At 45.7% G+C, this 21,335-nt stretch carries 18 protein-coding genes and 2 pseudogenes; 4 read left to right on the top strand and 16 right to left on the bottom strand.

Annotated elements, in window-relative coordinates; genetic code table 11:
• From STRDD10_RS08200 to STRDD10_RS08185, 4 genes are all read right to left on the bottom strand, one after another.
• A partial coding sequence (locus STRDD10_RS08200; RefSeq protein ID WP_231853397.1) for an HAD-IIB family hydrolase occupies positions 1-664 on the bottom strand: 664 nt, incomplete at its 3' end.
• Positions 665-719: 55 nt separating this feature from the next.
• A complete protein-coding gene (locus STRDD10_RS08195) occupies positions 720-1,310 on the bottom strand; it encodes a sugar O-acetyltransferase (RefSeq protein WP_197458323.1) in 591 nt (196 codons plus the stop codon).
• Positions 1,300-1,800 (bottom strand): RbsD/FucU domain-containing protein, encoded by a 501-nt coding sequence (locus tag STRDD10_RS08190; protein ID WP_067194908.1) that lies wholly within the window; start codon positions 1,798-1,800, stop codon positions 1,300-1,302. Before STRDD10_RS08190 ends, STRDD10_RS08195 begins: the two co-directional genes overlap by 11 nt.
• 17 nt (positions 1,801-1,817) lie before the next feature.
• Positions 1,818-2,786: an ROK family protein gene (locus tag STRDD10_RS08185; RefSeq protein ID WP_067194906.1), complete on the bottom strand. Its 969-nt coding sequence runs from the start codon at positions 2,784-2,786 to the stop codon at positions 1,818-1,820.
• Between the two features lie 311 nt (positions 2,787-3,097).
• Between STRDD10_RS08185 and STRDD10_RS11635 the strand changes: the two are divergent.
• Positions 3,098-3,557, top strand: a pseudogene (locus STRDD10_RS11635) (DEAD/DEAH box helicase family protein); the annotation flags it as partial.
• Between the two features lie 138 nt (positions 3,558-3,695).
• Positions 3,696-4,628 carry a site-specific integrase gene (locus STRDD10_RS08180; protein WP_061415856.1) on the top strand — a complete coding sequence of 311 codons (933 nt, stop codon included), beginning with the start codon at positions 3,696-3,698 and terminating at the stop codon, positions 4,626-4,628.
• Here STRDD10_RS08180 and STRDD10_RS08175 read toward each other — a convergent pair whose 3' ends face one another.
• From STRDD10_RS08175 to STRDD10_RS08130, 10 genes are all read right to left on the bottom strand, one after another.
• Positions 4,629-5,180: a restriction endonuclease subunit S gene (locus tag STRDD10_RS08175; RefSeq protein ID WP_156468636.1), complete on the bottom strand. Its 552-nt coding sequence runs from the start codon at positions 5,178-5,180 to the stop codon at positions 4,629-4,631.
• A 385-nt stretch (positions 5,181-5,565) separates the two neighbouring features.
• A complete protein-coding gene (locus tag STRDD10_RS08170) occupies positions 5,566-7,161 on the bottom strand; it encodes a type I restriction-modification system subunit M (protein WP_061865824.1) in 1,596 nt (531 codons plus the stop codon).
• 46 nt (positions 7,162-7,207) lie between these two features.
• Complete coding sequence (locus STRDD10_RS10595) at positions 7,208-8,464, bottom strand: restriction endonuclease subunit S (protein ID WP_082782079.1); 1,257 nt, start codon at positions 8,462-8,464, stop codon at positions 7,208-7,210.
• Positions 8,465-8,854: 390 nt separating this feature from the next.
• Positions 8,855-12,052 carry a type I restriction endonuclease subunit R gene (locus STRDD10_RS08160; protein WP_067194904.1) on the bottom strand — a complete coding sequence of 1,066 codons (3,198 nt, stop codon included), beginning with the start codon at positions 12,050-12,052 and terminating at the stop codon, positions 8,855-8,857.
• The gene (locus STRDD10_RS08155) at positions 12,049-12,624 is read right to left on the bottom strand and encodes a restriction endonuclease subunit S (RefSeq protein ID WP_082782078.1); all 576 of its coding nucleotides are present in this window, start codon (positions 12,622-12,624) and stop codon (positions 12,049-12,051) included. Before STRDD10_RS08155 ends, STRDD10_RS08160 begins: the two co-directional genes overlap by 4 nt.
• Positions 12,625-12,797: 173 nt before the next feature.
• The gene (locus STRDD10_RS08150; RefSeq protein ID WP_067194902.1) at positions 12,798-13,781 is read right to left on the bottom strand and encodes a helix-turn-helix domain-containing protein; all 984 of its coding nucleotides are present in this window, start codon (positions 13,779-13,781) and stop codon (positions 12,798-12,800) included.
• A gap of 12 nt (positions 13,782-13,793) precedes the next feature.
• Entirely contained in the window at positions 13,794-14,612 is an 819-nt protein-coding gene (locus STRDD10_RS08145; protein WP_067194900.1) for an oxidoreductase, read from the bottom strand.
• Positions 14,613-14,719: 107 nt separating this feature from the next.
• The gene (locus STRDD10_RS08140) at positions 14,720-15,355 is read right to left on the bottom strand and encodes a Rossmann-fold NAD(P)-binding domain-containing protein (protein ID WP_067194993.1); all 636 of its coding nucleotides are present in this window, start codon (positions 15,353-15,355) and stop codon (positions 14,720-14,722) included.
• A gap of 164 nt (positions 15,356-15,519) precedes the next feature.
• Positions 15,520-17,067 carry an aldehyde dehydrogenase family protein gene (locus STRDD10_RS08135; RefSeq protein WP_067194897.1) on the bottom strand — a complete coding sequence of 516 codons (1,548 nt, stop codon included), beginning with the start codon at positions 17,065-17,067 and terminating at the stop codon, positions 15,520-15,522.
• 204 nt (positions 17,068-17,271) lie between these two features.
• Positions 17,272-18,093, bottom strand: coding sequence for an oxidoreductase (locus STRDD10_RS08130; RefSeq protein WP_067194894.1), 822 nt, complete (start codon positions 18,091-18,093; stop codon positions 17,272-17,274).
• Between the two features lie 238 nt (positions 18,094-18,331).
• Here STRDD10_RS08130 and STRDD10_RS08125 point away from each other — a divergent pair, with 238 nt between their 5' ends.
• Together STRDD10_RS08125 and STRDD10_RS08120 are read left to right on the top strand one after the other, a co-directional pair.
• Entirely contained in the window at positions 18,332-18,970 is a 639-nt protein-coding gene (locus STRDD10_RS08125; RefSeq protein ID WP_067194885.1) for a nitroreductase, read from the top strand.
• A gap of 59 nt (positions 18,971-19,029) precedes the next feature.
• The gene (locus tag STRDD10_RS08120; protein WP_067194883.1) at positions 19,030-19,578 is read left to right on the top strand and encodes a TetR/AcrR family transcriptional regulator; all 549 of its coding nucleotides are present in this window, start codon (positions 19,030-19,032) and stop codon (positions 19,576-19,578) included.
• 9 nt (positions 19,579-19,587) lie between these two features.
• On the opposite strand, the gene STRDD10_RS08115 is transcribed toward STRDD10_RS08120, so the two are convergent.
• Positions 19,588-20,634, bottom strand: a complete 1,047-nt coding sequence (locus tag STRDD10_RS08115; protein WP_067194880.1) for a flavin monoamine oxidase family protein — start codon at positions 20,632-20,634, stop codon at positions 19,588-19,590.
• A gap of 208 nt (positions 20,635-20,842) precedes the next feature.
• Positions 20,843-20,947: pseudogene (locus tag STRDD10_RS10945) on the bottom strand (DUF1304 family protein); the annotation flags it as partial.
• Between the last annotated feature and the right edge of the window lie 388 nt (positions 20,948-21,335).

Raw genomic sequence — 21,335 nt, 5'->3', positions numbered from 1 at the left:
GGTCATTACCACCATCCCCGAAGGCCAAAAGATTGTCGCTAGATAGCTGCCACCTGTCCAAGAGTTCCTGCAGGGCTGCCCCCTTATTTTTGCCTTTTCCGATGATGTCAATGTTGCCGTGACCGCTGGTGGTCGCATCAATCACATCCCCCAAGAGTGCCTTGAGGTCATCAATAATTTGATAGGTGACCTCTTCTGGGGTGTTGAAGGAAAATTTCAAAAATTGGTCATCAGGCAGGACAGCGAAAGAATCGACCAGTTGGAGTTTGGTATAGTATTTTTTGAAAAAGGCAATGGCCTCGGGCGCCGATTTAGCATGCATATAAGCCGTTTTTTCACCGCACAAAACTAATTCGTGGTCCAAGTGGTTTTCCTCCAAATAGTCTAAAACGCTTCTGACCACTTCCTTAGGCAAGGTATAGCTCTTGAGAAAGTGGCCGTTCTCTACGAAGTAGGCACCGTTTTCTCCCACGATGGTGATGTCCTTTTTGTAATCTTCGAAATAACTCTCGATTTGGTAATATTGGTTGCCACTGATGGCGACAAAACGAATGCCCTTTGCCTGCATTTTGTCAAACAATTGGGCAAATTGGGCTCTGTCGTAGTCCATCTGGTTGTTGAGGAAGGTGCCATCCATGTCGGTGGCGATAACTTTGATATCCATAAAAAGTCTCCTTTAGAAGGTGAAAATCTTGTGTAAGGTTTGCTGGTTAAGGGAATCATCTATCCCAAGACGTTTTTTTATCGTCGTCTGTGATGGCACGGATAACCTTACAAGGATTACCGACGGCGACGCTGTTGTCTGGGATGTCCTTGACGACGATGCTGCCACCTCCGATAACCACATTGTTTCCGATGGTGACACCTGGCATGACCTGCACCCCAGCTCCAATCCAAACATTATCTCCTACGGTGATGGGGTAGGCGTATTCTAAGCCCTGATTTCGCCTGTCGGCATCAATCGGGTGACCTGCGGTATGAAAGCCACAGTTGGGGGCGATAAAGACATTGTCACCAAAGGTCACCTTGGCCCCGTCTAGGATGACGGTATTGTGATTGGCAAAGAAATTCTCCCCAATCTCGATATTGTAACCATAGTCACACCAAAAGGGCGCAACAATGCAACAATTTTCCTTGGTTTTGCCTAGTAATTTTTGGATAACTTTGTGTTGCCCTACCTCATCTGAGGGGCGCAAGTGGTTGTAGTCGTAGCAGAGGTCTTTGGCCCTTGTTCGCTCTTCTAGGATTTCTTTGTCATAATTGGCATCATAAAGTTGCTGAGCCAGCATTTTTTCTTTTTCAGTCATGATTCTTCTCCTTTTGCGCTTCTTTAAGGCCTTGTCGTGTAATCCCATACTTTAGCCAGTCTAGGGGAATGTCTGCGCTGGGGTAGCCGGCAATCAAGATGCATTGGGCATGCACCCCATAATCGCCAGTTTGCACGACGGCTTTACAGCGGTCTCGCATCTCATAGTAATCCGGGATATAAGGCATGGTCTGGATGTTTTCTTGCCCTAGCTTTGCCACTAAAAACTGATAGTCTGCTTGGTTGAGGGTCAGCATCTCCTCGGTCACCATGGCGCCTTCGAAATCCCCCACCTCGATGAGAACATCCACGATGGCTTGCATGGAAGGGCAGCCCGTAACGGCCTCTAGGTCGATGTATTGGACAGAGGGGTCTAGGGGATGCAGGGCCTTGGCTGAGGTGCCACTGCCTGCATCAGCGATAAAAATCATCTCGCCATGGCGAAGTCCAGCCACTAGGGTTGCTAAATCCTTATTTAAAATGCGTTTTTTCATAGTGGTTCTCCTTAATGTTAACAGGGGTTGGCTGATGTTGGTCTCTGTTTTTCCAAGAGGTGCAAGCGCCCTAGCTCTTGTCCCCCTTGCAAGACCAGAGTGTCTAGTTCCGTTAGTCGTTCCAATCGTGGCTGAAAATCTTGTGGAATGCCTGTGTCTGTCATGTTGATATCCTTTTCGAGTGACGGGCAGTAGTAGGCGATAGCATCCGGAGCCAAGACCGCTGTGAGGGCTGTGATTTGCAGAAGAAGTTCTTCTGTTGTTGCTTTCCCCTCTTTACTGAGGTAGCCGACCTCCCCAGCGAAGCCCTGTTTGCCTCGGTGCAAGCGCCCGTCAACAAGTAGCCCAGCCCCAGCAAAGTCGCTATCTGGCTGGTAGAGAAGGGCTAGATTGTCATGGTCTGGATGCTCTTTTTGATAAGCGAGTACCGCACAGTTCACATCGTTTTCAATCAAAATCGGAAGGTCTGTCAAGGCTGACAGGCTTGTCAGCAGTTGGCTCTTCTCTAAATGCGCAAAATCCGAAGATAGGATTTCCCCATGCGTGCCGATGATGCCCGGAAAGCTGAGTACCAAGACTTGCATCAAGGGGGCGTTTCCCAGCAAAACGCTTACAGCCTCACAGATTTCTGCTAGACTCCCTGTTTTACTGGTGACAAGATCTTCAAACACGGTCTCCCCAGCAAGATTAAAGGCCTGTGTCGCTATCTGGTACTGGTCTAAGGGGTGACTGAGCAGGACCGTCCCGATATGGGCAAAGTCCGCATGTAACTGATAGAGTTTGGACTTTCTACCCCCCGTTGAGCTGGCATTGCCGACAAAACGAATCTCGCCACTAGCTTCTAAGGTTTGTAAAATATTGGTGGTCCCCGCTAGGGAAATCCCAGTTTGCTGGGCTAAGTCTGTCTTGGTCCAGTTGCCACCTTGATAAAAGCAGGCTCTTACCCGCTGAATGTTGTCTTCTTTTAAATCTCTAATTTTTGCCATTTTTCACTTTCGTCACAACTTGATGAAACTAGTATAGCAGATTAAACTAAAAAATACAAGCCTATTTTAAAATAAATTGCCCCCTACTTCTCCCAAAGGGTCCCTTCTTTGTTCGACTTCCTTTCTATGGTGCTAGCTTGGGGACGCTATTTTCTCTACAAGAGTCCTTATACTCAATGAAATTCATCAGCAAACTAGGAAGCTAGCCGCAGGTTGCTCAAAACACTGCTTTGAGGTGGTAGATAGAACTGATGAAGTCAGTAACCATACCTACGGTAAGGCGAAGCTGACGTGGTTTGAAGAGATTTTAGAAAGAGTATTACAAGCGATTAGAACTCTTTGGTCAAGCCTTACACCGAGCTCTTCTTGAGGCCGGGCACATCGAGACCCAGGAAACTCTTGTCAGGGTGGTTCCTGAAGGAAAGGATGCTCTCTTTAATGCCGTTTACCTAAAAGGGGGCAGCATGTGAGAGAAAGAAATCTTCACTCAATCCCTAGCCGAGTCTTTCGCACCCATTGTCAACCAACGCTACCTCCTCAAGGCCCGTAAAAAAGTCAGTGACCAGACCGAGTATTTTGCCGTACCGAGCCTGTTTGAGAAAAGAAAAGCTGACGCTGTCTTCTTTTTAGACCAGGTCAAAAAGAATCTGGGGACCTACGACCTGATTTACACCCGTAGCAAGGAAGAACGTCACCTTCTCCTTAAGGCGAGAATCCTACAAGCAAGAACGAACCTATAACAAAAAGAAGGCCCTGTCACCTTTTGAATAAAAAAACACCAACAATCCCTGCGTGGAATGTAGGTGCTTAAAACTTCACTTCTCTCTATGTTTCTGAATTAGAAGTGTAAAATAAGAGTGAGTTTGAATATCAAACCACAATACAACTTTTATAGAGGAGGACAAGGATATGTCTACCGCACCATTTCATAGTCATTCGTTATTTCACCAGTTTTACGCGGATTGGATTGAAACCTATAAGAAGGGGGCCGTCCAAAGAGTCACTTTGCAAAAATATCAGATGAGCTTGCAGTGGGTCAGACGCTTAGCCCCCAAGCTAAAAATAGAAGAGATTAGTCGCACCACTTATCAGAAATTGCTGAATGACTATGCTGACTATCATGAAAGACAAACAACGCTTGATTTTCACCATCAACTCAAGGCTGCGATTTTAGACTGTGTAGACGAGGGTTGGGTGGCAAAGGATCCTACACGCAAAGCCATTATAAAAGGCCGAGCCCCTCGACCTAAAAAACAAAAATTCCTCAATCAGTACGAACTTCATAAATTACTGGAGGACTTAGAGCTGGGGGCAAGTCCCGACTGGGATTGGATGATTCTCCTCATCGCAAAGACTGGTCTTCGCTTTTCGGAAGCCCTGGCACTGACACCGCTGGATTTTGACTTTAACCACCAGACCTTGAGTGTCACCAAAACTTGGGACTACAAACGAAACACGGGCTTTCTACCGACCAAAAATATGTCATCTATTCGAAAGGTTCCGATTGACTGGCAAACGGTCATCCAATTTAGTGAACTCGTCAAAGATTTACCCGAAGATCAACCCATCTTCGTTCACGGCCCTATCTGGAATTCAACACCAAATAAGCGTCTTGAGCGCCATTGCCAGCATGTCCATATCCCTGTGATTAGTCTCCACGGTCTGCGCCATACTCATGCTTCTATCCTGCTTTTTGCAGGAGCTTCTATCGCCAGTGTCGCTAGGCGACTGGGCCACTCCAGTATGACGACCACACAAAAGACCTATCTTCATATCATCGCCGAATTGGAAAACAAAGACATTGATATCGTCATGCGCGCCCTATCTAGCCTAGGTCGTTAGTTAGTTGAGAAACTTACGCTGATGACTAGCGATGGTCGCGTCTAGGGTTTGGAAGAATGCGCCGATCCGTTCCTGCTCGGGGAGGGAGGGGAATTGAATATTCCTCTCTTCCATCATTCCTTTGGTTATATGAACCATAGTGGAACCATTTGTATTCTGTTTTATTCTATCTTTATCTTTTTCAAGACATGTATATAAATAGTTCTTATTTATATTTTTAGAATATCCGGTAATTTTCCAAATATGATAATGGTAAATAACTCTTTCCTCACTCCATAACTCAGGACCAAAATTAGTCGCCCAAAGATATAGCAAGTCTCCTTTATCTGCATATTTTGATTCTTCGAGTTCTAAATCCGAATAATACCATCTATCATTAGTATTAAAATTCCCTACTCGCAACACTCTATATTTACCATTATTAAGTAATTCCTCCTGCTTATAAGCTCTGCCATTCAGTAATTCCGCCACTTCCCCCAACCTACGCTGTTCCCAAGCGTCGGCATCTGTAAAATCTGGAAAGCGATGTTTTGTTTTTCCAATCTTGCTCACCCCAACTTACGCCCTTTTCCTTTCCATTTATTGGAAAAGGCAGAAAACCTCCACTGGAGCTTTTCTCTCCCAAGAGTCGGTAAAACCGTCAAACCTGTAATCTGGTATCTTAAGCATAGTATACTCCCCCAACCTACACCTTTTTCTTTTCATTTCTTGGAAAAAGGCAGAAAAACTCCACTGGAGCTTTTCTCTCCCAAGATTCAGTGTATCCATCAGTTCAAGAATCTAAAATAATAAAAATCACAATCTGTATTTGGAACTTAAGTTGTTGCCAGATTGTGATTTTTGTTATAACGTCATTCAGTTCCTTCACTTAGAGACACTTATGTTTTCTTAATCAATCGCATATAGTCTTGCCTTTGTGTAGTCATCTTTCGCTCCTTCAAACTCCCAGTTCTTTCAAAAGGGTAGCGATTTCGGCTTCGAGTTTGGCGATTTCTTGGTCGTCTTGGGCTAGGAGTTGCTTGATTTCATCAAGGTCAATCGGTTCTTCCTCCTCAAAGGTATCCACATAGCGAGGGATATTGAGGTTGTAGTCGTTTTCCTGTATCTCTTCCAGACTCGCTAAGTGGGCATACTTGTCCACATCTTGACGAGCTTTATAGGTTGCGACAATCTTTTCGATATGCGCCTCGGTTAGGCTATTTTGGTTTTTGCCTTTGCTGTAGTCTTTGGAAGCATCGATAAAGAAAACGTCTTTGGTCTTGCGATTTTTCTTAAAGACTAAGATAGTGGTTGGTATGCTAGTGCCGTAAAAAAGGTTGGCTGGTAGGCCGATAACAGCATCTAGGTAGTTTTTCTCGATCAAGACTTGGCGAATCTTGCCCTCTGCTGCACCACGAAAGAGAACGCCATGGGGGAGGACGATAGCCATGGTTCCCGTGTTATTGAGATGGTAAAGGCTGTGTAGGATAAAGGCATAGTCTGCTTTTGAGGCAGGGGCTAGCTTACCATAGTCTGAAAAGCGGGGGTCTTTGAGCTTGGAGTCCGCATTGTCCCACTTGGCTGAGTAGGGAGGGTTGGCCACCACAGCATCAAAGGAACGAGGGTGGTCAATCCCTTTCTCATCAGGTCCATCTGGCCAGTCACTCTCTAGGGTATCCGCATTTCTAAGAGTCATATTGGTATAGGTCACATCGTGCATCATGAGGTTCATCCGAGCCAAGTTGTAGGTGGTCGTCCCTAACTCCTGACCAAAGTACTTGATGGCACCTGCTTTTTTGCCTTGGGGGAGTTCATTTCCCACAGTCAAAAGGAGTGAGCCAGACCCCATGGTCGGGTCGTAGACGCTAAAGGCTGTATCCAGGTCTTCAGTGACATCTAGCGTCACCAGCTTGGCCAAGATCTGGCTGACCTCATGGGGCGTGTAAAACTCGCCCCCTTTTTTCCCTGCTGAGGCAGCAAATTTCCCAATTAGATACTCGTAAATCTCTCCTAGGATGTCTCTACCATCCTCACTCTTGTAGTCGATCCCATCGATGAGCTTGACAATGGCACCTAGAGACTTGGCACGAGCTGTCGTAGACGCTCCCAAGCGTGAATCCCCAAGGTTGATGTCGTTAAAAACGCCACTAAAGTCCTTGGAAGCCTCACGGTTACGCTCCACATTGCGGTTAAAATGCTCAAAAATGGTCTGATAATCACTGGGCATGACCTGACTATCTGCGATCTTCTCCCGCAAGGACTCCCAAGTGTCCTCTGGCTCAATGGCATAGCCCAAGGTCAGAGAAATATCCTCTAGATACTCCTCCAAATCCTCACCAGAAGCCTGCTCCTTGTAGGCTTGGTTGACCGTCATCCCCTCTGGCACATCGATGACCTGATTGCTCACCAAGTACTTCTCCTGATGCTCGGACAAATAGCGGTAAAAGATGAAGGCTAGGATATAGTTTTTGTACTCATTGGCCTCCATATTGCCCCGCAATTCATTGGCCATAGCCCAGATCTTGTCTGTGATTTCCTGTGTTTTACTCGTCATGTATACCTCCTTGTTTTTAGCTGTCTTTTCAAAAATGAAGCTCATCTTAAGGGAAAAGCTGTTGCAAAAGCCCTTTTTTCAGTGTTTTCAAATGTTCCAGCTTACGCTGATGACTAGCGATGGTCGCGTCTAGGGTTTGAAAGAATGCGCCGATCCGTTCCTGCTCCTTTTCTATTGGAGCAAGAAATGAGAAGGCATTTAACTCCTCCCTATTAATTTTGGGCATACCTGAACGCTTTGAAACAGATACCGAATATTTAAAAAATTCATTTGTCTGTATCAATGAAAACAAAAATTTTTGCTTCAATCCATTTTTCCCTCGAAAAACATAGGCATCGGCACTAGTAAGACCATCTAAGGTAGCATAAAAATATTTTCCTAGTTGAGGATTTATCTTCCCATATACAACATCATCAGGTCTAAATCTAAATTTCCCACTAATGAGTTGTTCCTCTTCCACAGTTTTTACATTATTCAAAATACGGCCGGTAAACGACTCCAAGTTTCCTGGAGCAATATGTGGCATCTCTGCGTATTCGCTCAAAGTCGGATCAATCATTTCAGTTGAAATATTCACTGTATCAACCCACCTACGCTGTTCCCAAGCGTCCGTAAATTCAGGAAAACGAATTTCCGGAAAACTTTCACCATTTTTTGGAAACATTTTCTGTAAGAGGCCTTTCTTACGCATTTTCAAATGTTCCAACTTACGCTGATGACTAGCGATGGTCGCGTCTAGGGTTTGGAAGAATGCGCCAATCCGTTCCTGCTCGGGGAGGGTGGGGAAAGAGATTTCAGTTATAGAAAGATTGCGTTTGCTAATAGATGAAACTTTAGCACCTTGTATCATTGGTAATACCTGTTTTCTATATATATCTGAATTAAGGTAATACCCCATAAAATACGAAGCAAAATTAATACGAGGTCTAGCAACAATCGTATGTAGACCGGAAACAATATTTCCCGAAATGTTAGTTAATTCAATACATTTTCCAACAGAATAGTCTTCAGCAGCATCTGCGAAAACAATATCACCATCTTGTAAAAACATTTCTGGTTTTACCCCTGGTTCACTCTCAGCTATAAACGGAATATCCGAGCTTTCATAATCTAACACATTATTGTATTTAACTAGAATATCTCCATAATGTATGTTTTTTACATCTCCCTCAACAATAACTAGTTTTTCACGCGAAAGAGAATTTGTCTTGACAGAAAAATCCGCCACTTCCCCCAACCTACGCTGTTCCCAAGGTTCGGTATCTTTAAACTCCGGAAATCTTAATTTTGGTACATTTTTCATGTAAACTCCTTTCCCCAAACCTACACCTTTTTCTTTTCATTTCTTGGAAAAAGGCAGAAATCTGTTTTTTCGTATTTATCCACTTTTTTCATTTTCTATCTCGTCACAAAATGTCGTTTAAAGCGTCTGTGGCTTTCGATATTGCCTTTGGCATCCTTTCCCACCGCTACACCCCCGACTATCTATTAAAACTATTGTACCATCATTCGCTTCACAAAATACGAAAAGGCAACGATTTTCTCTTATCACTTGCACTTTTTCTTCCTCTAGTATAAACTAGGATGACAGATAACTTGTGAAGGATTCGCTCTGGGTTCCCGAATGGGAGTAGGCAACTGCTTAGAATTCCTATGACCCTGGGGTTGTCTTTTTTTCTTGCCCTCGTTTGCCTCACAACCGCTCCACCATCTGGTCAGCCAGTCGGTAGATCGCTTCTCTGAGGCCGTTGCGGTATTTGATCCGGCTAAGGGCTTGGACCTTGCTATCCATAGCCATTTCTTGGTAGGTCAGGCTGGCTTGGGCGATGATGTCACGGAGTTGACCGCTATCATCCATATCCTTTTGCTCATAGCGGTGGCTGGCAAAGAGGCTGCGCAAGCCTTGGTTGGTCACAATGTCCGTGATGCCCCACTGGTTGCGGAAGTCGAGAAAGACACGATTGAGGCTGACGGCATTGGCTTCTTGGATGATTGTTTGGCTTTCGCTGAGATGAGCTGGATAGGTAAAGTTACTATCTGCTGTCGGGTAGTGCCCTTGGTAGATCGCTTGGGCTGCAGTGACGATTTTTTCTGCATAGGTGCGGTCTTCCAAGCTATTGGCAAACTTCTGGATTTCTTCCTTGGTTTCCTTGGCTGCTTCCTTTTTACCTTCGTGGACTTGGTTGAGAAGCTGCTCGATGAGCTCTGTCAGGTAGTCATAGTTGACTTCCACATCCTTGACATGGGTCATGCGTAACTCCACCTGCCAGATAGGGATTTTCTTTTCCTTGGCTAGGTGGTTTTTTAGCTCATTGGTCAAGACTGTCGTCAGCATGACTTCCTGCTCAGGTGTCATCCCTAGTTTTTTTAGGAGAATATCGGGATCATCGTAGTCAAAGCCTACATCGCCCCCTTCTTCCTCGCTTGGGGTGTACTGCATGAGCTTGGACATGCCTGTATTATAGTCTCTAAGCAAGCCCAGCATGTCTTCTTTTTTCTTTTCAGACGGTGGGAGTTGGTTAAAGACTTGTGTCATGTCAGAGAGCTGAGTGACGGTTTCCTTGACTTGAGTGAGCAGGTCTTGAAACTCTGGCGCAGTGATGCCATCCTTGGTATTGCCGGCCTTGCGCTCTTCGTCGCTCAGCTTGGCCGAGTCTTTATTGGCATAGATAGAGAGAGCTTGATTCATCAATCTTTCATTGTGGGCTGGCCAGCGGTAGTTGACGATGCGCCCCCAAGGTTTTTCATTCATATCCGCCACACGGTTAGTGCGAGAGTAGGCTTGGATGAGACTAGCATCCTTGAGCGTGCGGTCGACATAGAGAGTGTTGAGCTCTGGCGCATTAAAACCTGTCAAGAGTTGATCAATCACGATGACCAGATCCAGATACTGACCATCATGGGCCGTCCTTGCTAGGCGAGAGGTGACATCCTCTGTATAGCCAGCGACATTATCCATCTCAAACTTCGTTCCAAAAAGCTGATTGTAGACTGTCATAGCTTCATGGAGACCTTGGTTGCTTTCCAGCATACTATCATTATTGGTGGTATTTTTGCTAAAGGTGACGGCTACCTTTAGGGTTGGCTGACCTGCTGCCCGTCTTTCATCATTGACCCGTTCAAACTCTCGGAAGTACATCATAGCCATCGGGGTGCTGGCTTTTCCACCTCCCACGTGTGTTGTCAGCATGGCATTGTAGAGCCCGTCCTTAGAACGATTGCGCCAATGCTTGAAAATATCCGCCACAACAAGTTTGACATGGTCAGGATTTTCATCATAAAAACTAGGCTCGATCGCGTCGTCCATGTCTTCTTGCGAGAGGTGGGCGATTTTTTCTTGGATTTGCTCCTCTGTCCATTTAGGGTAGCGTTCCCGATAAAAGGCTGGTAGGTAGCGCTCTTTCATATCGGCTTCATCGATAGTGGTTTCAAAGTCCACCTTAAAGCCCAAGACATTGCGGTCTGCGATGGCCTCACGGATTGTATAGGCATGGAGCAAGGGACCAAAGATATCTTCCGTTCTTAGACCCTTGGTCGTCTCATCAAACATCGGTGTCCCCGTATAGCCGACCCAGGCTGACTGCGGAAAGGCTTTTTGAATAGCCGCAAAGGAGAGTCCACCTGTCGAGCGGTGAGCCTCATCCACGATAAAGACAATGCGTTTGTCAGGTGCCTTAAAACTCTTGCGATTGATCAGGGTATTGAGCTTTTGGACAGAGGTGACGATGATGCCATTGTCCTTGCTCTTGAGACGACGATTGAGCTCAGTGGTCTTCTTGGTATCTTGGACACTACCTGCAGATTCACCGACACCATCTGGATCATAGGCACTGTACTCATCAAAGGTTTGACTGGTCAGGGCGATGCGGTCCACGACAAAGACAACCTTGTCCACATTTGGCAAGCGACTAGCTAGCCAAGCTGTTTTAAAGCTGGTGATGGTCTTTCCAGAGCCAGTGGTATGCCAGATATAGCCAATTTTCGTGCTGGAGAGCTCAAAGTCCGTTTGCTTGATTTTTTCGATGACCCTTTGTGTGGCATAGACCTGATAGGGGCGCATGACCTTGAGCATCTGCTTGTTCTTAGTCCCATCCAGGATCATGTAGTTGGTGGCCATCTGATGAGCCATGGGGATAGACAGCATGCTATCTGCAAACTCCTTCCAATCCCTCACCAGAGTGTTATCGGATTGCCGTTGCCAATGAAAGGCAAAGTCTGTATTGAAGCCTTTGCTGGTGGTATTGGCCATGTACTTGACATTCGTTGGAGTCAGACCGACCAAGATTTGCACCGTAGAGAAGATGTCACTATACTGGTGTTCGTCGATATATTGGTGCATCTGATTAAGCGCCGCATTGACATCTACCGTATCTTTTTTCTCTTCTATTTGGATAATAGGAAGCCCATTGATGAGAAGAGTCGTATCAAAAATCCGATTTTCCTTCCCAGCAATCACAGCAGGACGGTGGATTTGATTGACAATCTGATAAATCGTATCGCCAGCCCCGACCTTACGCTGATCAAAAACGGTTAAAAAGACATGGCGACCATCATCCATATCCACTTCTACCTGTGAAATCCCATTTAGACCATAGAGAAACTGACCTGCCTGATAGGGTGTTTTGATATCAGAGATGATTTTCTTCACTTGGTTAAATTCTGCGACTGACAGAGGGTTCTTGAGCACGTCTTGGTTATGCTGCTCGAGGATTTCCTTAAAGTTTTGCCAGAGGGCTTCTGTCGTCTTGATGTCCTTTTCATACTTCCACAGACGCTTCTTGGTCACATAGGCGACCGAGGAATCTGTCACTTCTCTTCCATCTGTCGTCCCGTCAACTTGTCCGGTTGATAGATAAGTGATTAACTGCTTTTCAAAATCTAGTTCTTTCATACCTTGCGAACCTCCTCTAGTTCTCCCATTCGTAGGAGATATTCTCTCTCAGCTTGTCGTATTTTTAAAGCTTTGACCTCTTCTTGCTTACGGTAAACCATACCGATCAGCCTTTGTCGTTCCAGACTTTCCAGCCTTGGTAGTTGCAGTTCTCTCAACTGTTTGACGGTGTATTTCAAAACAGCCGACCCTTGCAACCCTAGGAGAAACTGACGTTTAACGGCCTTATCTTCGTTTAAGAGGTAGAGCAAGAAGTTCTTGTCTAGCTCTTTTGAGGGTTCTAAGACGACATAGTTTTGAGTGTAGAAATAGCCCTCGTGCTCCTTTGAGACGATGGCGGCTGTACCCGAGATGAGACTAAAGACCAAATCCCCATTTCTCAGCTGTGTCAGCGGATCTGTCGTTGTCAGCTCCTTTGACTCGCGCTCCTTGTGACTGACTCCAGCCAGATCATCCTCCAAATCCAGCTGATTGTAAATCTTATAGCGATGGCCATTCGGCCTTTCTTTGACCCGAAACTGTGGAAAACCAACCTGAAAGGTCACCAAGTCTCCTAGCTGTATTTTTTTCATATCCTACTCACTTTGTGTTTTTTTAAAATTACTTTACAAACATAGTTTAGCAGTTTTTTGGAAGTTAGTCAAGGAAAAACTGATTTTTGATTTTGTGTTTTTTTAAAACTACACTTTTTGCATCAAAAACACACCAAACTTCCTGCTTGGTGTGTACTCATTTTTAGTTGGATTTAAAGTTTTTGCTTCGCTTGCCCTTCCCGATACTCCGTAATGGTCTGCCCGGTCCATTTTTTAAAGGCGCGGGAAAAGGAGGAAACTTCGGCATAGCCTAGGAGGTAGGCGACCTCATCAGTGGTGATTTCTGGCTGTTTAAAATAGCTAAAGGCTAGGAGTTTTTGGACATTGTGCAATTCTTGGTTAAACTTGGTGCCTTCTGCGGTCAGGTTGCGCTGGAGGGTCCGGCTACTGATGCCTAGAGAGGCCGCAATGTCCTCAATGCCAAAGGCGCCACTCGGAATCATCTGATAAAGCTTCTGCTGGACGACGCCGGTGAAGCTCTCACTGGTCATGGCCTCTGCCAAGCGCTCCTTGAGCTGGGGTTCCAGGTAGTCCAGCATGACATTATTGGCCGTGAGAAAGGGCTTCTCGAGATCTGCTTTACGAAAGACGATTTCATTGCCCTCCATCTGCTCCACATGGCAGGCAAAGGTGTCGCTACTGACCGCTTCATAGGAAAAGGGCGTCCCCACATGGACGGGAGTAATGGCTTCGCCTGTGCCTGTCCGGATGAGATCCAGCAGGAGCAACTGCTCATTGAGGACCGCAAAGCGGGGCAGGTCCAGCCCTGCATAGTCATAGCGGTAGCTGATCCGCACCAAGTCGTCGAAGACTTCCATGGTCACTACGATAGGCCCTGTGATTTTCTTGTATTTTGCGAAATGCTCAATGGCCGCTAGGCCATTTTTTGAGGACAGAGCCGCAAAGAAAGGGGGCATGAACATCTGGATGTCCTTGATCCGGCTCATGGCAAGGATCTGCTCGTCGCTAGCCACCTTGTCAAAGGCTGTGAGGAGATGGTAATAATCCAGAGTTGACAGGGTCATCTCCTCTTTCCAGCTGGTATCTGGCAACTGGGCCAGGTCGAGGATGGACTGAAAGTCCAAGCCAAGAGCCTTGAGATTTTCTAGGTATTGTTGGCTGAGATTGAGACGCATGGCTTCTCCTTTTTAACGCATGGACATGAGCATCATCCGGTCGAAGAATTTATCGCCAAAGATACGGCGGATGCCGACCAGGAGTTTACCGCCACGACCGACTAGGTAACGGGTTTTAGGATTGCGGGCATTGATGATTTTTAAAACGGTGCGTGAGATGACTTCTGGACTTGACCCTGGAGCTGGGTTGTTTTCCATAGCCTTGATGTAGCCATTGACCAAACGGCTGTAGGCACCATTTTTGGACTCATAAGAGAAGTTTTGGCTGACACCAGCGTTAAAGCCGGTGTTGATCATGCCTGGTTCCAAGACGACCACCTTGATCCCAAACTCCTTGACTTCCATACGGAGGCAGTCGCTAAAGCCCTCGATGGCATGCTTAGAGGCATGGTACCAAGCTCCAAGCGGGGTATAGATTTTCCCACCCATTGATGAGGTGTTAATGATGAGCCCCTCTTTTTGGGCCCGCATGTAAGGCAGGACTTTCTTGGTCAAACGAGCCACTCCGTAGACGTTGACTTCCATCTGTTGTTGGACTTTTTCCATGGACAAGTCTTCGACAGGACCGTAAAGGCCATAACCGGCATTGTTCCAAAGGACATCGATCCGCCCTGCTTCTTCAATGACTTTTGCGACCACTTTTTCAATGTCCTCTTCATTGGTCACGTCCATCTTCATGATGTGGCCACCGAGGGCTTCCAAATCTGCCATCTTGTCCACGCTACGGGCAACGGCGTAGACCGTGTGACCTGCTTTGATGAGGTCTTGGGCTGAGAGTTTGCCCATTCCTGATGATGCGCCGGTGATTAAGATAACTTTATTTGCTGACATGTTTGTATTCCTCTTTTGTTTTATGTGATAAGTCTAGTATACAGGAGAATTTCCGCCAAGTAAATGATAATGTCTGACAGTTCATTGACAATTTACGCCAGTTTGTTTTATTTCACCATATCCTTGTAGCGATAAATCGTTTTTGGGTTGGCGCAAATCGCATTGGAAACCATGGCGCTTGCGACCACTTGAGGCCGGATGCCCTTCCAGCTGGATAGGGGTCCTAGTAAAAAGGGTGAGATGACTTGGAAAATCTTAATCCAAATGGCTTCTCCCAGTTGGAGGTTTGCCCTCTTAGGCGCGATTAACATCGAAGGGCGGTAAAATCGCACCTGTCCAAGGTCCATCTTGCGCAGTTTTTCCTCCAACTGACCCTTGACCCTCAAGTAGGTGTAGGACGTGTTTGGGTTGGCCCCATTGGCCGATACCAGATTGAAACTCTTGATCTTTCCTTGACAGAGACGGGCAAAAGCGACCGCATAGCCGTAATCAATCCTTTCAAAGTCAGCCCGCACCCCAGTCCCAATGGCAAAAAAGACATCTGCCTGCTTGAGGATAGAGGGATCCACTTGTGGGTCTTCCAGATTCGTAACAATTGTGATCATCTTGGGATGATGGGGCAAATGATTGATGGAAGAACGCCCAAGGACGTAGACGGTCGAATAGGCTGGACTAGCCAGCAGTTCCTGTAAGATAGCGCCTCCGACTTCTCCCGTCGCTCCCAGTAAAATAGCAGTTGTCATATTTTTCCCCAATCTGACTTCTTTATAGTAAGCATTATACATCTTGATTCAAGAAAATCCCATAGCAAGGCATGCCATAGACTTGACAGTTTACGCCAATCTCCTTCTGCCTTTCACAGGAAAAACACAACAGGAAATCTGCTGTGTTCATTAGAGTCTGGCTCTTATTCCATATTTCCCAGTGTGAAGTTGATCACCTGTTGGTTCATGGCATCTGTGGCTTGGCGGTCATTGTATAAGAAACCAGTAGCCGCAAATTGTTCGACCAAGATCGATTTTTCAACCTGTTCAAAGTTGAGGGCATTTCCGAAGTTTCCAATCCCTGAAACAAAGTTTTCTTTGGTCTCTTTGCAACCTCCCCAAGTCAGGTAGGCATTAAACCAAACCATTGGAGGAGTGGTGTTGACCGTAATCCCACCGTAGTTGAGCTCGCTAAGGGCTGTTTGAAAGGAGGCTTCATGGTTGGCACGGGTTTCATCATCGATCAGGATCATACAACCTAAAGTTCCTAGCAATTCATCATTGGCAAAGGCTGTGGCTGCTGGTAAAAAGGCTTCGGCAGTCGCTGGTACATCAAGCGCTACTTCTCCCATGATTTGGCAGAAGGCTTCATGCGTGACACCATAGGCAGACTTGTCCATATCAGGGATAAAGAGGAAGTCTGTGTTGGGGTATTGGCCACCTTCTGGTTTGATGATTTCTGCTTGTGGGTGAGCTGCTAGGAAAGCCTCCCGTACATCGGCACTCTTAGGATAGTAGGTCCCAACGGCAAAGGTTGATTGGGCTGCTTGACGAATGGCATCCAAAAATTCTTCCCGTTGTACCCACTGTTTAGACGTGATGAAGGTCTGCGGACGGCCACAGGCTGCCCCACCATTTCCTTTAGAAATCGATACAATGAGCTCTGCCTGGTTTTTGATTTCTTCTGCAGTCCAAGGACGATCGCCAGGAACGATGATGGCAGGGTTATTCCCACCGCATTCTGACACCAAGGGAGTATCTGTTGAGGCCATGATATTTTTAGCAACAGCTGTTGACCCTGTGAAGTAGATGGCATCCAGCCCTTCTAACTGAATCAAGTCACGGCTATAGTCCACGCCGGCAAATGAGAGAGCTTTTCGTTCCACAAGGGGCGCAAAAATCTTTTCCCAGACCTTGTCTGTTGCTTCGTTTAGGCGGTGGGCCTTGTGAATGACTGTCTTATTGTCAAAGAAGATGGCCTTAATGGTCTCAATAGAAGAGCTGTAATTTCCCGCACCTGAAACGGCAATGATACCAGCTTCTTTATCCAGTGGACTGACTTGCTTGGGTTGGCCAACCAGACGTAAATAACCATGCTGAGTTGCAGCCGTCATTTGATCCACTGGTGCTGTTGGAAAGACTTCCACCTCAAAGGTTCCATCGCCCAAATCACGAATGGATTTGGCTTCTGGCATCTTTCCTGTCTCTGCCAAGGTTTGATAGATAAAGGTGCTGGCATTGATGACATTTCCTACGGCTACCAAGGTCTGTAACATGCCATCTGTTTGAGAGTAAAGGTCTGCTCCCGTCAAACGGTTCTTCATTGCCATCTCTGCTTGGCCTAGTTCTGCGCCGTACTGACGCATATTAGCTTGAATCTCAGCTAGGATTTGTAGGCGTTCCTCGATGGAAACCTTGGTCCAAGCTTGGGGATCTAGTTGCGCAAATGCTTCTTGTGCTGTTTGTGTCATAGTGAATACCTCATATTCTGATTTATTTTAGGTCTTACTCAACCTTATGGAGCTATTATAGTCCTTTTAATACCGCAAGTGAATGACAGTAGACGCCATCAACTTGTCAGTTTACGCCAATATAGACAAACAATTTCCAGACTTCTCCAAATAAAAAAGACCAGAGCAGGGATGCTCTAGTCTAGTAGAATGTTTTCGTCACTATTAGCTAGCCCGTTTCATAAGGGCATCAAACCAACGGTCTGGTAGGATAGCGTGCAGGAAGACCAAGGGTTTTGCGCCCATGCCGACCAAGTAACGGGTCTTAGGACGGCGGCTGTTGACCGCTTTTGAGATGGCGTTTGAGATGACCTTAGGATCTGACATCATGTTGCCAGAGTATTGGCTGCGCATGCCTTCCGCTGCCTTGGTTGCGGCCGCTTCATAGGCACCACCCTTGGCTGACTCGGCTAGTTTGTCCGCTGCGATAAAGCCCCAATCAGTCTTGATACCGCCTGGCTCTACCAAGACCACATCGATACCAAAGTCTGCCACTTCCATCCGCAGACCATCTGAGAAGGCTTCGAGGGCGTATTTGGTCGCATGGTACCAAGCCCCAAAGTAAGAGGTCAAACGACCTCCCATAGAGCCGATATTGATGATGCGACCTGACGCTTGTTTACGCATGTAAGGAAGGACTAGCTTGGTTAGGCTAGCTAGTCCAAAGATATTGACTTCAAACTGCATTTTAGCTTCTTCGATAGTTACATCTTCGACAGCGCCGTATGACCCGTAGCCAGCGTTATTGACCAAGACATCGATGCGCCCTTCTTTAGCGATGATGGTTTCTAGAGCTTCCTTGATAGAAGCTTCATCCGTAATATCGAGACGGACAGGGGTCACGCCAAAGGCCTTGAGCGGTTCCATAGCATCCACCCGACGGGCAGCCCCATAGACGCTGTGGCCTTCTTTAGCCAATTGTTCCGCTGTTTGGTAGCCAATTCCTGATGAAGCACCAGTAATCAAGATAACTTTTTTGTTTGACATGTTTGTATTCCTCTTTTGTTTCATTTGATAAGTCTAGTATACAGGAGAATCTCTGACAAGTAAATGATAATGCCTGACAGGTCATTGACAATTTACGACAAGATCGTTTTCTATTGCTATATGTCTCTCTAGTGTTTTCGTTCAAATGAATCAGATTTCGATTTGATTAATCTTTTCCCTTGACAACCTACCTATCAGTAGGTAGAATAACCTTATAAAAAATAAAGGAGTTTAGAACATGCAGTTTAAAGAATTAACAAAGTCCCGTATTTCGATTCGAGACTTTCAGGAGAAGGCAGTCGATAAAGACTTGCTAAAAGAAATCGTAAGTGATGCTCAACAGGCCCCTTCTTGGGCCAATTCCCAACCTTGGAAGGTCTATATTGCAACAGGGGAGACCATGAAATCTATCCAAGAAGAGCATCTAAAAAAATCTCAAGAAGGCATTAAGGGGTATGCGGATTTGCCCGTAAAATCCATCAAAGAGTGGGGAGACCTTCCATGGTCAAATATGGAAGCCTGGCTTGACAAGGCGCACGAAGATGCTACAATGACAGAGTTTAGCGAAGCGAACGCTCGTCTATGGAACACGCCAAGTATGGCCTACATCACGATTCCTAAAACAGCACCCGTCTGGTCCATCTATGATAGTGGTAGTTTCGCCCAAACCTTGATGTTGAGCGCAGCCTCTCATGGCGTCGATACTATGGTCGCATACGAGAATATCAAATATCCTGATGAAATCCGTTCTCATCTAGGCGTATCGGACGATGAAATCGTAGTGGCTGGGATTGCACTTGGCTATCGTAGTCAACATCCCATTAATCAGTTTGAAAACTCCAGAGTCGAAACCGATCGTATCCTGACCATCAAATAGTTTAAGAAAGTCTGAAAAACTGCTATACTAAAGGTATAGCAGTTTTTTAAGGAGCCAAGATGAAAAAAATCAGTGAAACGGAACAAACCATCCTCCAGTTAGCAACCGATCTCATCCAGACACGTGGGGTGAATGGTTTTTCCTATGCAGAGATTGCAACTGTAATGGGGATTAAAAAGGCCAGCATTCACTATTACTTTCCAAAAAAACAAGACTTGATTGCCAAGGTCCTGGATCGTTACAATCAATCCTTTGTGACAGAATTAGAGAGGATTCGTGCTAAAAAGGACGATTTTGCGCAGCACTTGCAGGACTTCGTGAAACTTTATCGTAGAAATCTGGAATCTGGCAAAATCTGTCTTTGCTCCATGCTGGCAACAGAACACTACTCCTTGTCTGAGTCCATCAACCAGTCTGTTCAAGACTTTTTCCAGCTGAATATCCAGTGGTTGCAGGGTCTATTTGAAGAAGAGAATCTTTTTTCTCATCAAGCAGAGGATTTCTTTGCCACTGTACAAGGTGCGCAACTCATTGCAAACTCGACAGGGGATTTAACCCATTTTGATCAATTGTTAACAGATAAAATCAAGACGATCCAAAAAAAATGAGGGAAACCCTCATTTTTTCTTTGCCAAGGCTTCTTCTACCGCTTCAACAGCGCCTGACAAGAAACCTGGCATTGTAGGAGCAAATTCACTGGAAATGCCAACTAATTTGTCTTGCCAGTCGCCTGTCACTTGATTGGTTGCTGATTCAGGATGAGTGACAGCCATCTCCTGATCTAGTGAGGTCGCAAGAAAGGGATCTTGTGACCAATCTTTGATCCTATCTTCTTCTAGATTCTTCAAGGTTTCAAGTCCAAATAATCGGACCAATTGTGCTCTAGCCAGTTTTTTCAACTCCTCTTCTCCTCGTTTTTGTCGTTCTTCTGATGAAATGGCAAAAAATCCAAATAAAGCTCCAAAGCTTCCCTCTGGATCCGAAATATCGTGCACTTCTGCTAATGGCCCCAAATTGCTCATGGCATTTCCGGTCAACCCTTTTTGTTTCCAGAAAGGAGTTCTGAAGCGGGCGATATATTTGGCATGAGGAGCCATCCAAGTATCTGTCGATAACCAATTCTTCTGAACTGCTAGTGGCAGTTGAGGACTAAAGGAAATCGTCGTGGCCACAAGACGTGGGGGAAGAGCAAGGAAGATCTGATCTCCTTGCCAGGTCTGTTTATCCGTGACTACCTCAATTGTCTCATTTTTTAAAGTAATTTCCTTAACCCGCTCCTCAAGATGGAGATGCTCGATGTTGATTTTTTTAAGAAGGGCATGGATGAGTTGATTCATCCCTCCCCTCACCCTCCTGCCATCGGAGTAAGGCCGGTGAAATTGTCTCTGTTTCCCACTGGTCTCTTCATATAAGTAGACACCAGTTGGTTGATCAAAGCTTTCTAGACCAAGTTCGTCGATCAAGTCTGTCAAATGCCTATCAAAATCTGGCCAAAACCACGTCGCTCCAAGCTCCAAATCCCAATCTTGTGACGCCTGAAGACCTGCTGCACGTCCGCCAACCTGATTCTTCCCTTCTAAGATTAGGTAATCTTTCCCTGCCTTTTCTAACTGATAAGCCATGTACAATCCACTAAGCCCAGCACCGATAATGATATGTCTCATATTCTGCCTCCTTGATGAATGGTGTTATCAAGATTATACCTACTAGTAGGTAGATTGTCAACAAAAAAGAATCTTCCTTCCTATAAGGACGAAATGCCACATGAACACAATTCTCCACCTGGATAATCGCTTCCTTTTCCTGTTTCATCCCATTAAAAAACTCTTGCGGATGAGAACCACAAGAGTTGTCTTATTGCGAGAACCTATTTTATTTCAACAGCAAAATAGAAATCAAGGCCAAAATCGCTGGGCCACCTTGTTTGAGGATGATTTTCTTGTCGGCTGTAAGGGATCCGTAAGCGGCTGTCCTAATACTCAATGAAAATCATCAGCAAACTAGGAAGCTAACTGCAAGCTGCTCAAAGCACTGCTTTGAGGTTGTGGATAGAACTGACGAAGTCAGTCACATACCTACGGTAAGGCGAAGCTGACGTGGTTTGAAGAGATTTTAGAAAGAGTATAATGACACTATTTCCCTTCTTCGGCTCTCTTGTTTCGCTATTTGGTAGCCAATTCCTGATGAAGCCCTGTAAAGAAGATTACTTTTTTAGGTGAGATGCTTGACTTCTCTTTTTCATTTGATAAATCTCGCATATAAGAGACTAGTTGTCCTGTATCTGATCCTTGAACAGTTATCCCCAACTTCCGTAAACTTCATTTTGTCCACTCAACTGAAAAATCTGGTATAATAAAGTATTCTT

Origin of the sequence: Streptococcus sp. DD10 (genome assembly GCF_001578805.1) — a bacterium.
GTDB lineage: Bacteria > Bacillota > Bacilli > Lactobacillales > Streptococcaceae > Streptococcus.
The sequence above is the reverse complement of the archived record's forward strand: the minus strand, read 5'-3'. Positions and strand labels throughout refer to the sequence as shown.

Bases quoted from the DNA above. Each gene is read 5' to 3' on its own strand.
- STRDD10_RS08170 (WP_061865824.1), bottom strand. From the start codon at position 7,161: ATGACGAGTAAAACACAGGAAATCACAGACAAGATCTGGGCTATGGCC.
- STRDD10_RS08125 (WP_067194885.1), top strand. From the start codon at position 18,332: ATGCAGTTTAAAGAATTAACAAAGTCCCGTATTTCGATTCGAGACTTT.
- STRDD10_RS08120 (WP_067194883.1), top strand. From the start codon at position 19,030: ATGAAAAAAATCAGTGAAACGGAACAAACCATCCTCCAGTTAGCAACC.
- STRDD10_RS08115 (WP_067194880.1), bottom strand. From the start codon at position 20,634: ATGAGACATATCATTATCGGTGCTGGGCTTAGTGGATTGTACATGGCT.
- STRDD10_RS08190 (WP_067194908.1), bottom strand. From the start codon at position 1,800: ATGAAAAAACGCATTTTAAATAAGGATTTAGCAACCCTAGTGGCTGGA.
- STRDD10_RS08160 (WP_067194904.1), bottom strand. From the start codon at position 12,052: ATGAAAGAACTAGATTTTGAAAAGCAGTTAATCACTTATCTATCAACC.
- STRDD10_RS10595 (WP_082782079.1), bottom strand. From the start codon at position 8,464: ATGAAAAATGTACCAAAATTAAGATTTCCGGAGTTTAAAGATACCGAA.
- STRDD10_RS08155 (WP_082782078.1), bottom strand. From the start codon at position 12,624: ATGAAAAAAATACAGCTAGGAGACTTGGTGACCTTTCAGGTTGGTTTT.
- STRDD10_RS08135 (WP_067194897.1), bottom strand. From the start codon at position 17,067: ATGACACAAACAGCACAAGAAGCATTTGCGCAACTAGATCCCCAAGCT.
- STRDD10_RS08140 (WP_067194993.1), bottom strand. From the start codon at position 15,355: ATGACAACTGCTATTTTACTGGGAGCGACGGGAGAAGTCGGAGGCGCT.
- STRDD10_RS08130 (WP_067194894.1), bottom strand. From the start codon at position 18,093: ATGTCAAACAAAAAAGTTATCTTGATTACTGGTGCTTCATCAGGAATT.
- STRDD10_RS08150 (WP_067194902.1), bottom strand. From the start codon at position 13,781: ATGCGTCTCAATCTCAGCCAACAATACCTAGAAAATCTCAAGGCTCTT.
- STRDD10_RS08145 (WP_067194900.1), bottom strand. From the start codon at position 14,612: ATGTCAGCAAATAAAGTTATCTTAATCACCGGCGCATCATCAGGAATG.
- STRDD10_RS08180 (WP_061415856.1), top strand. From the start codon at position 3,696: ATGTCTACCGCACCATTTCATAGTCATTCGTTATTTCACCAGTTTTAC.
- STRDD10_RS08185 (WP_067194906.1), bottom strand. From the start codon at position 2,786: ATGGCAAAAATTAGAGATTTAAAAGAAGACAACATTCAGCGGGTAAGA.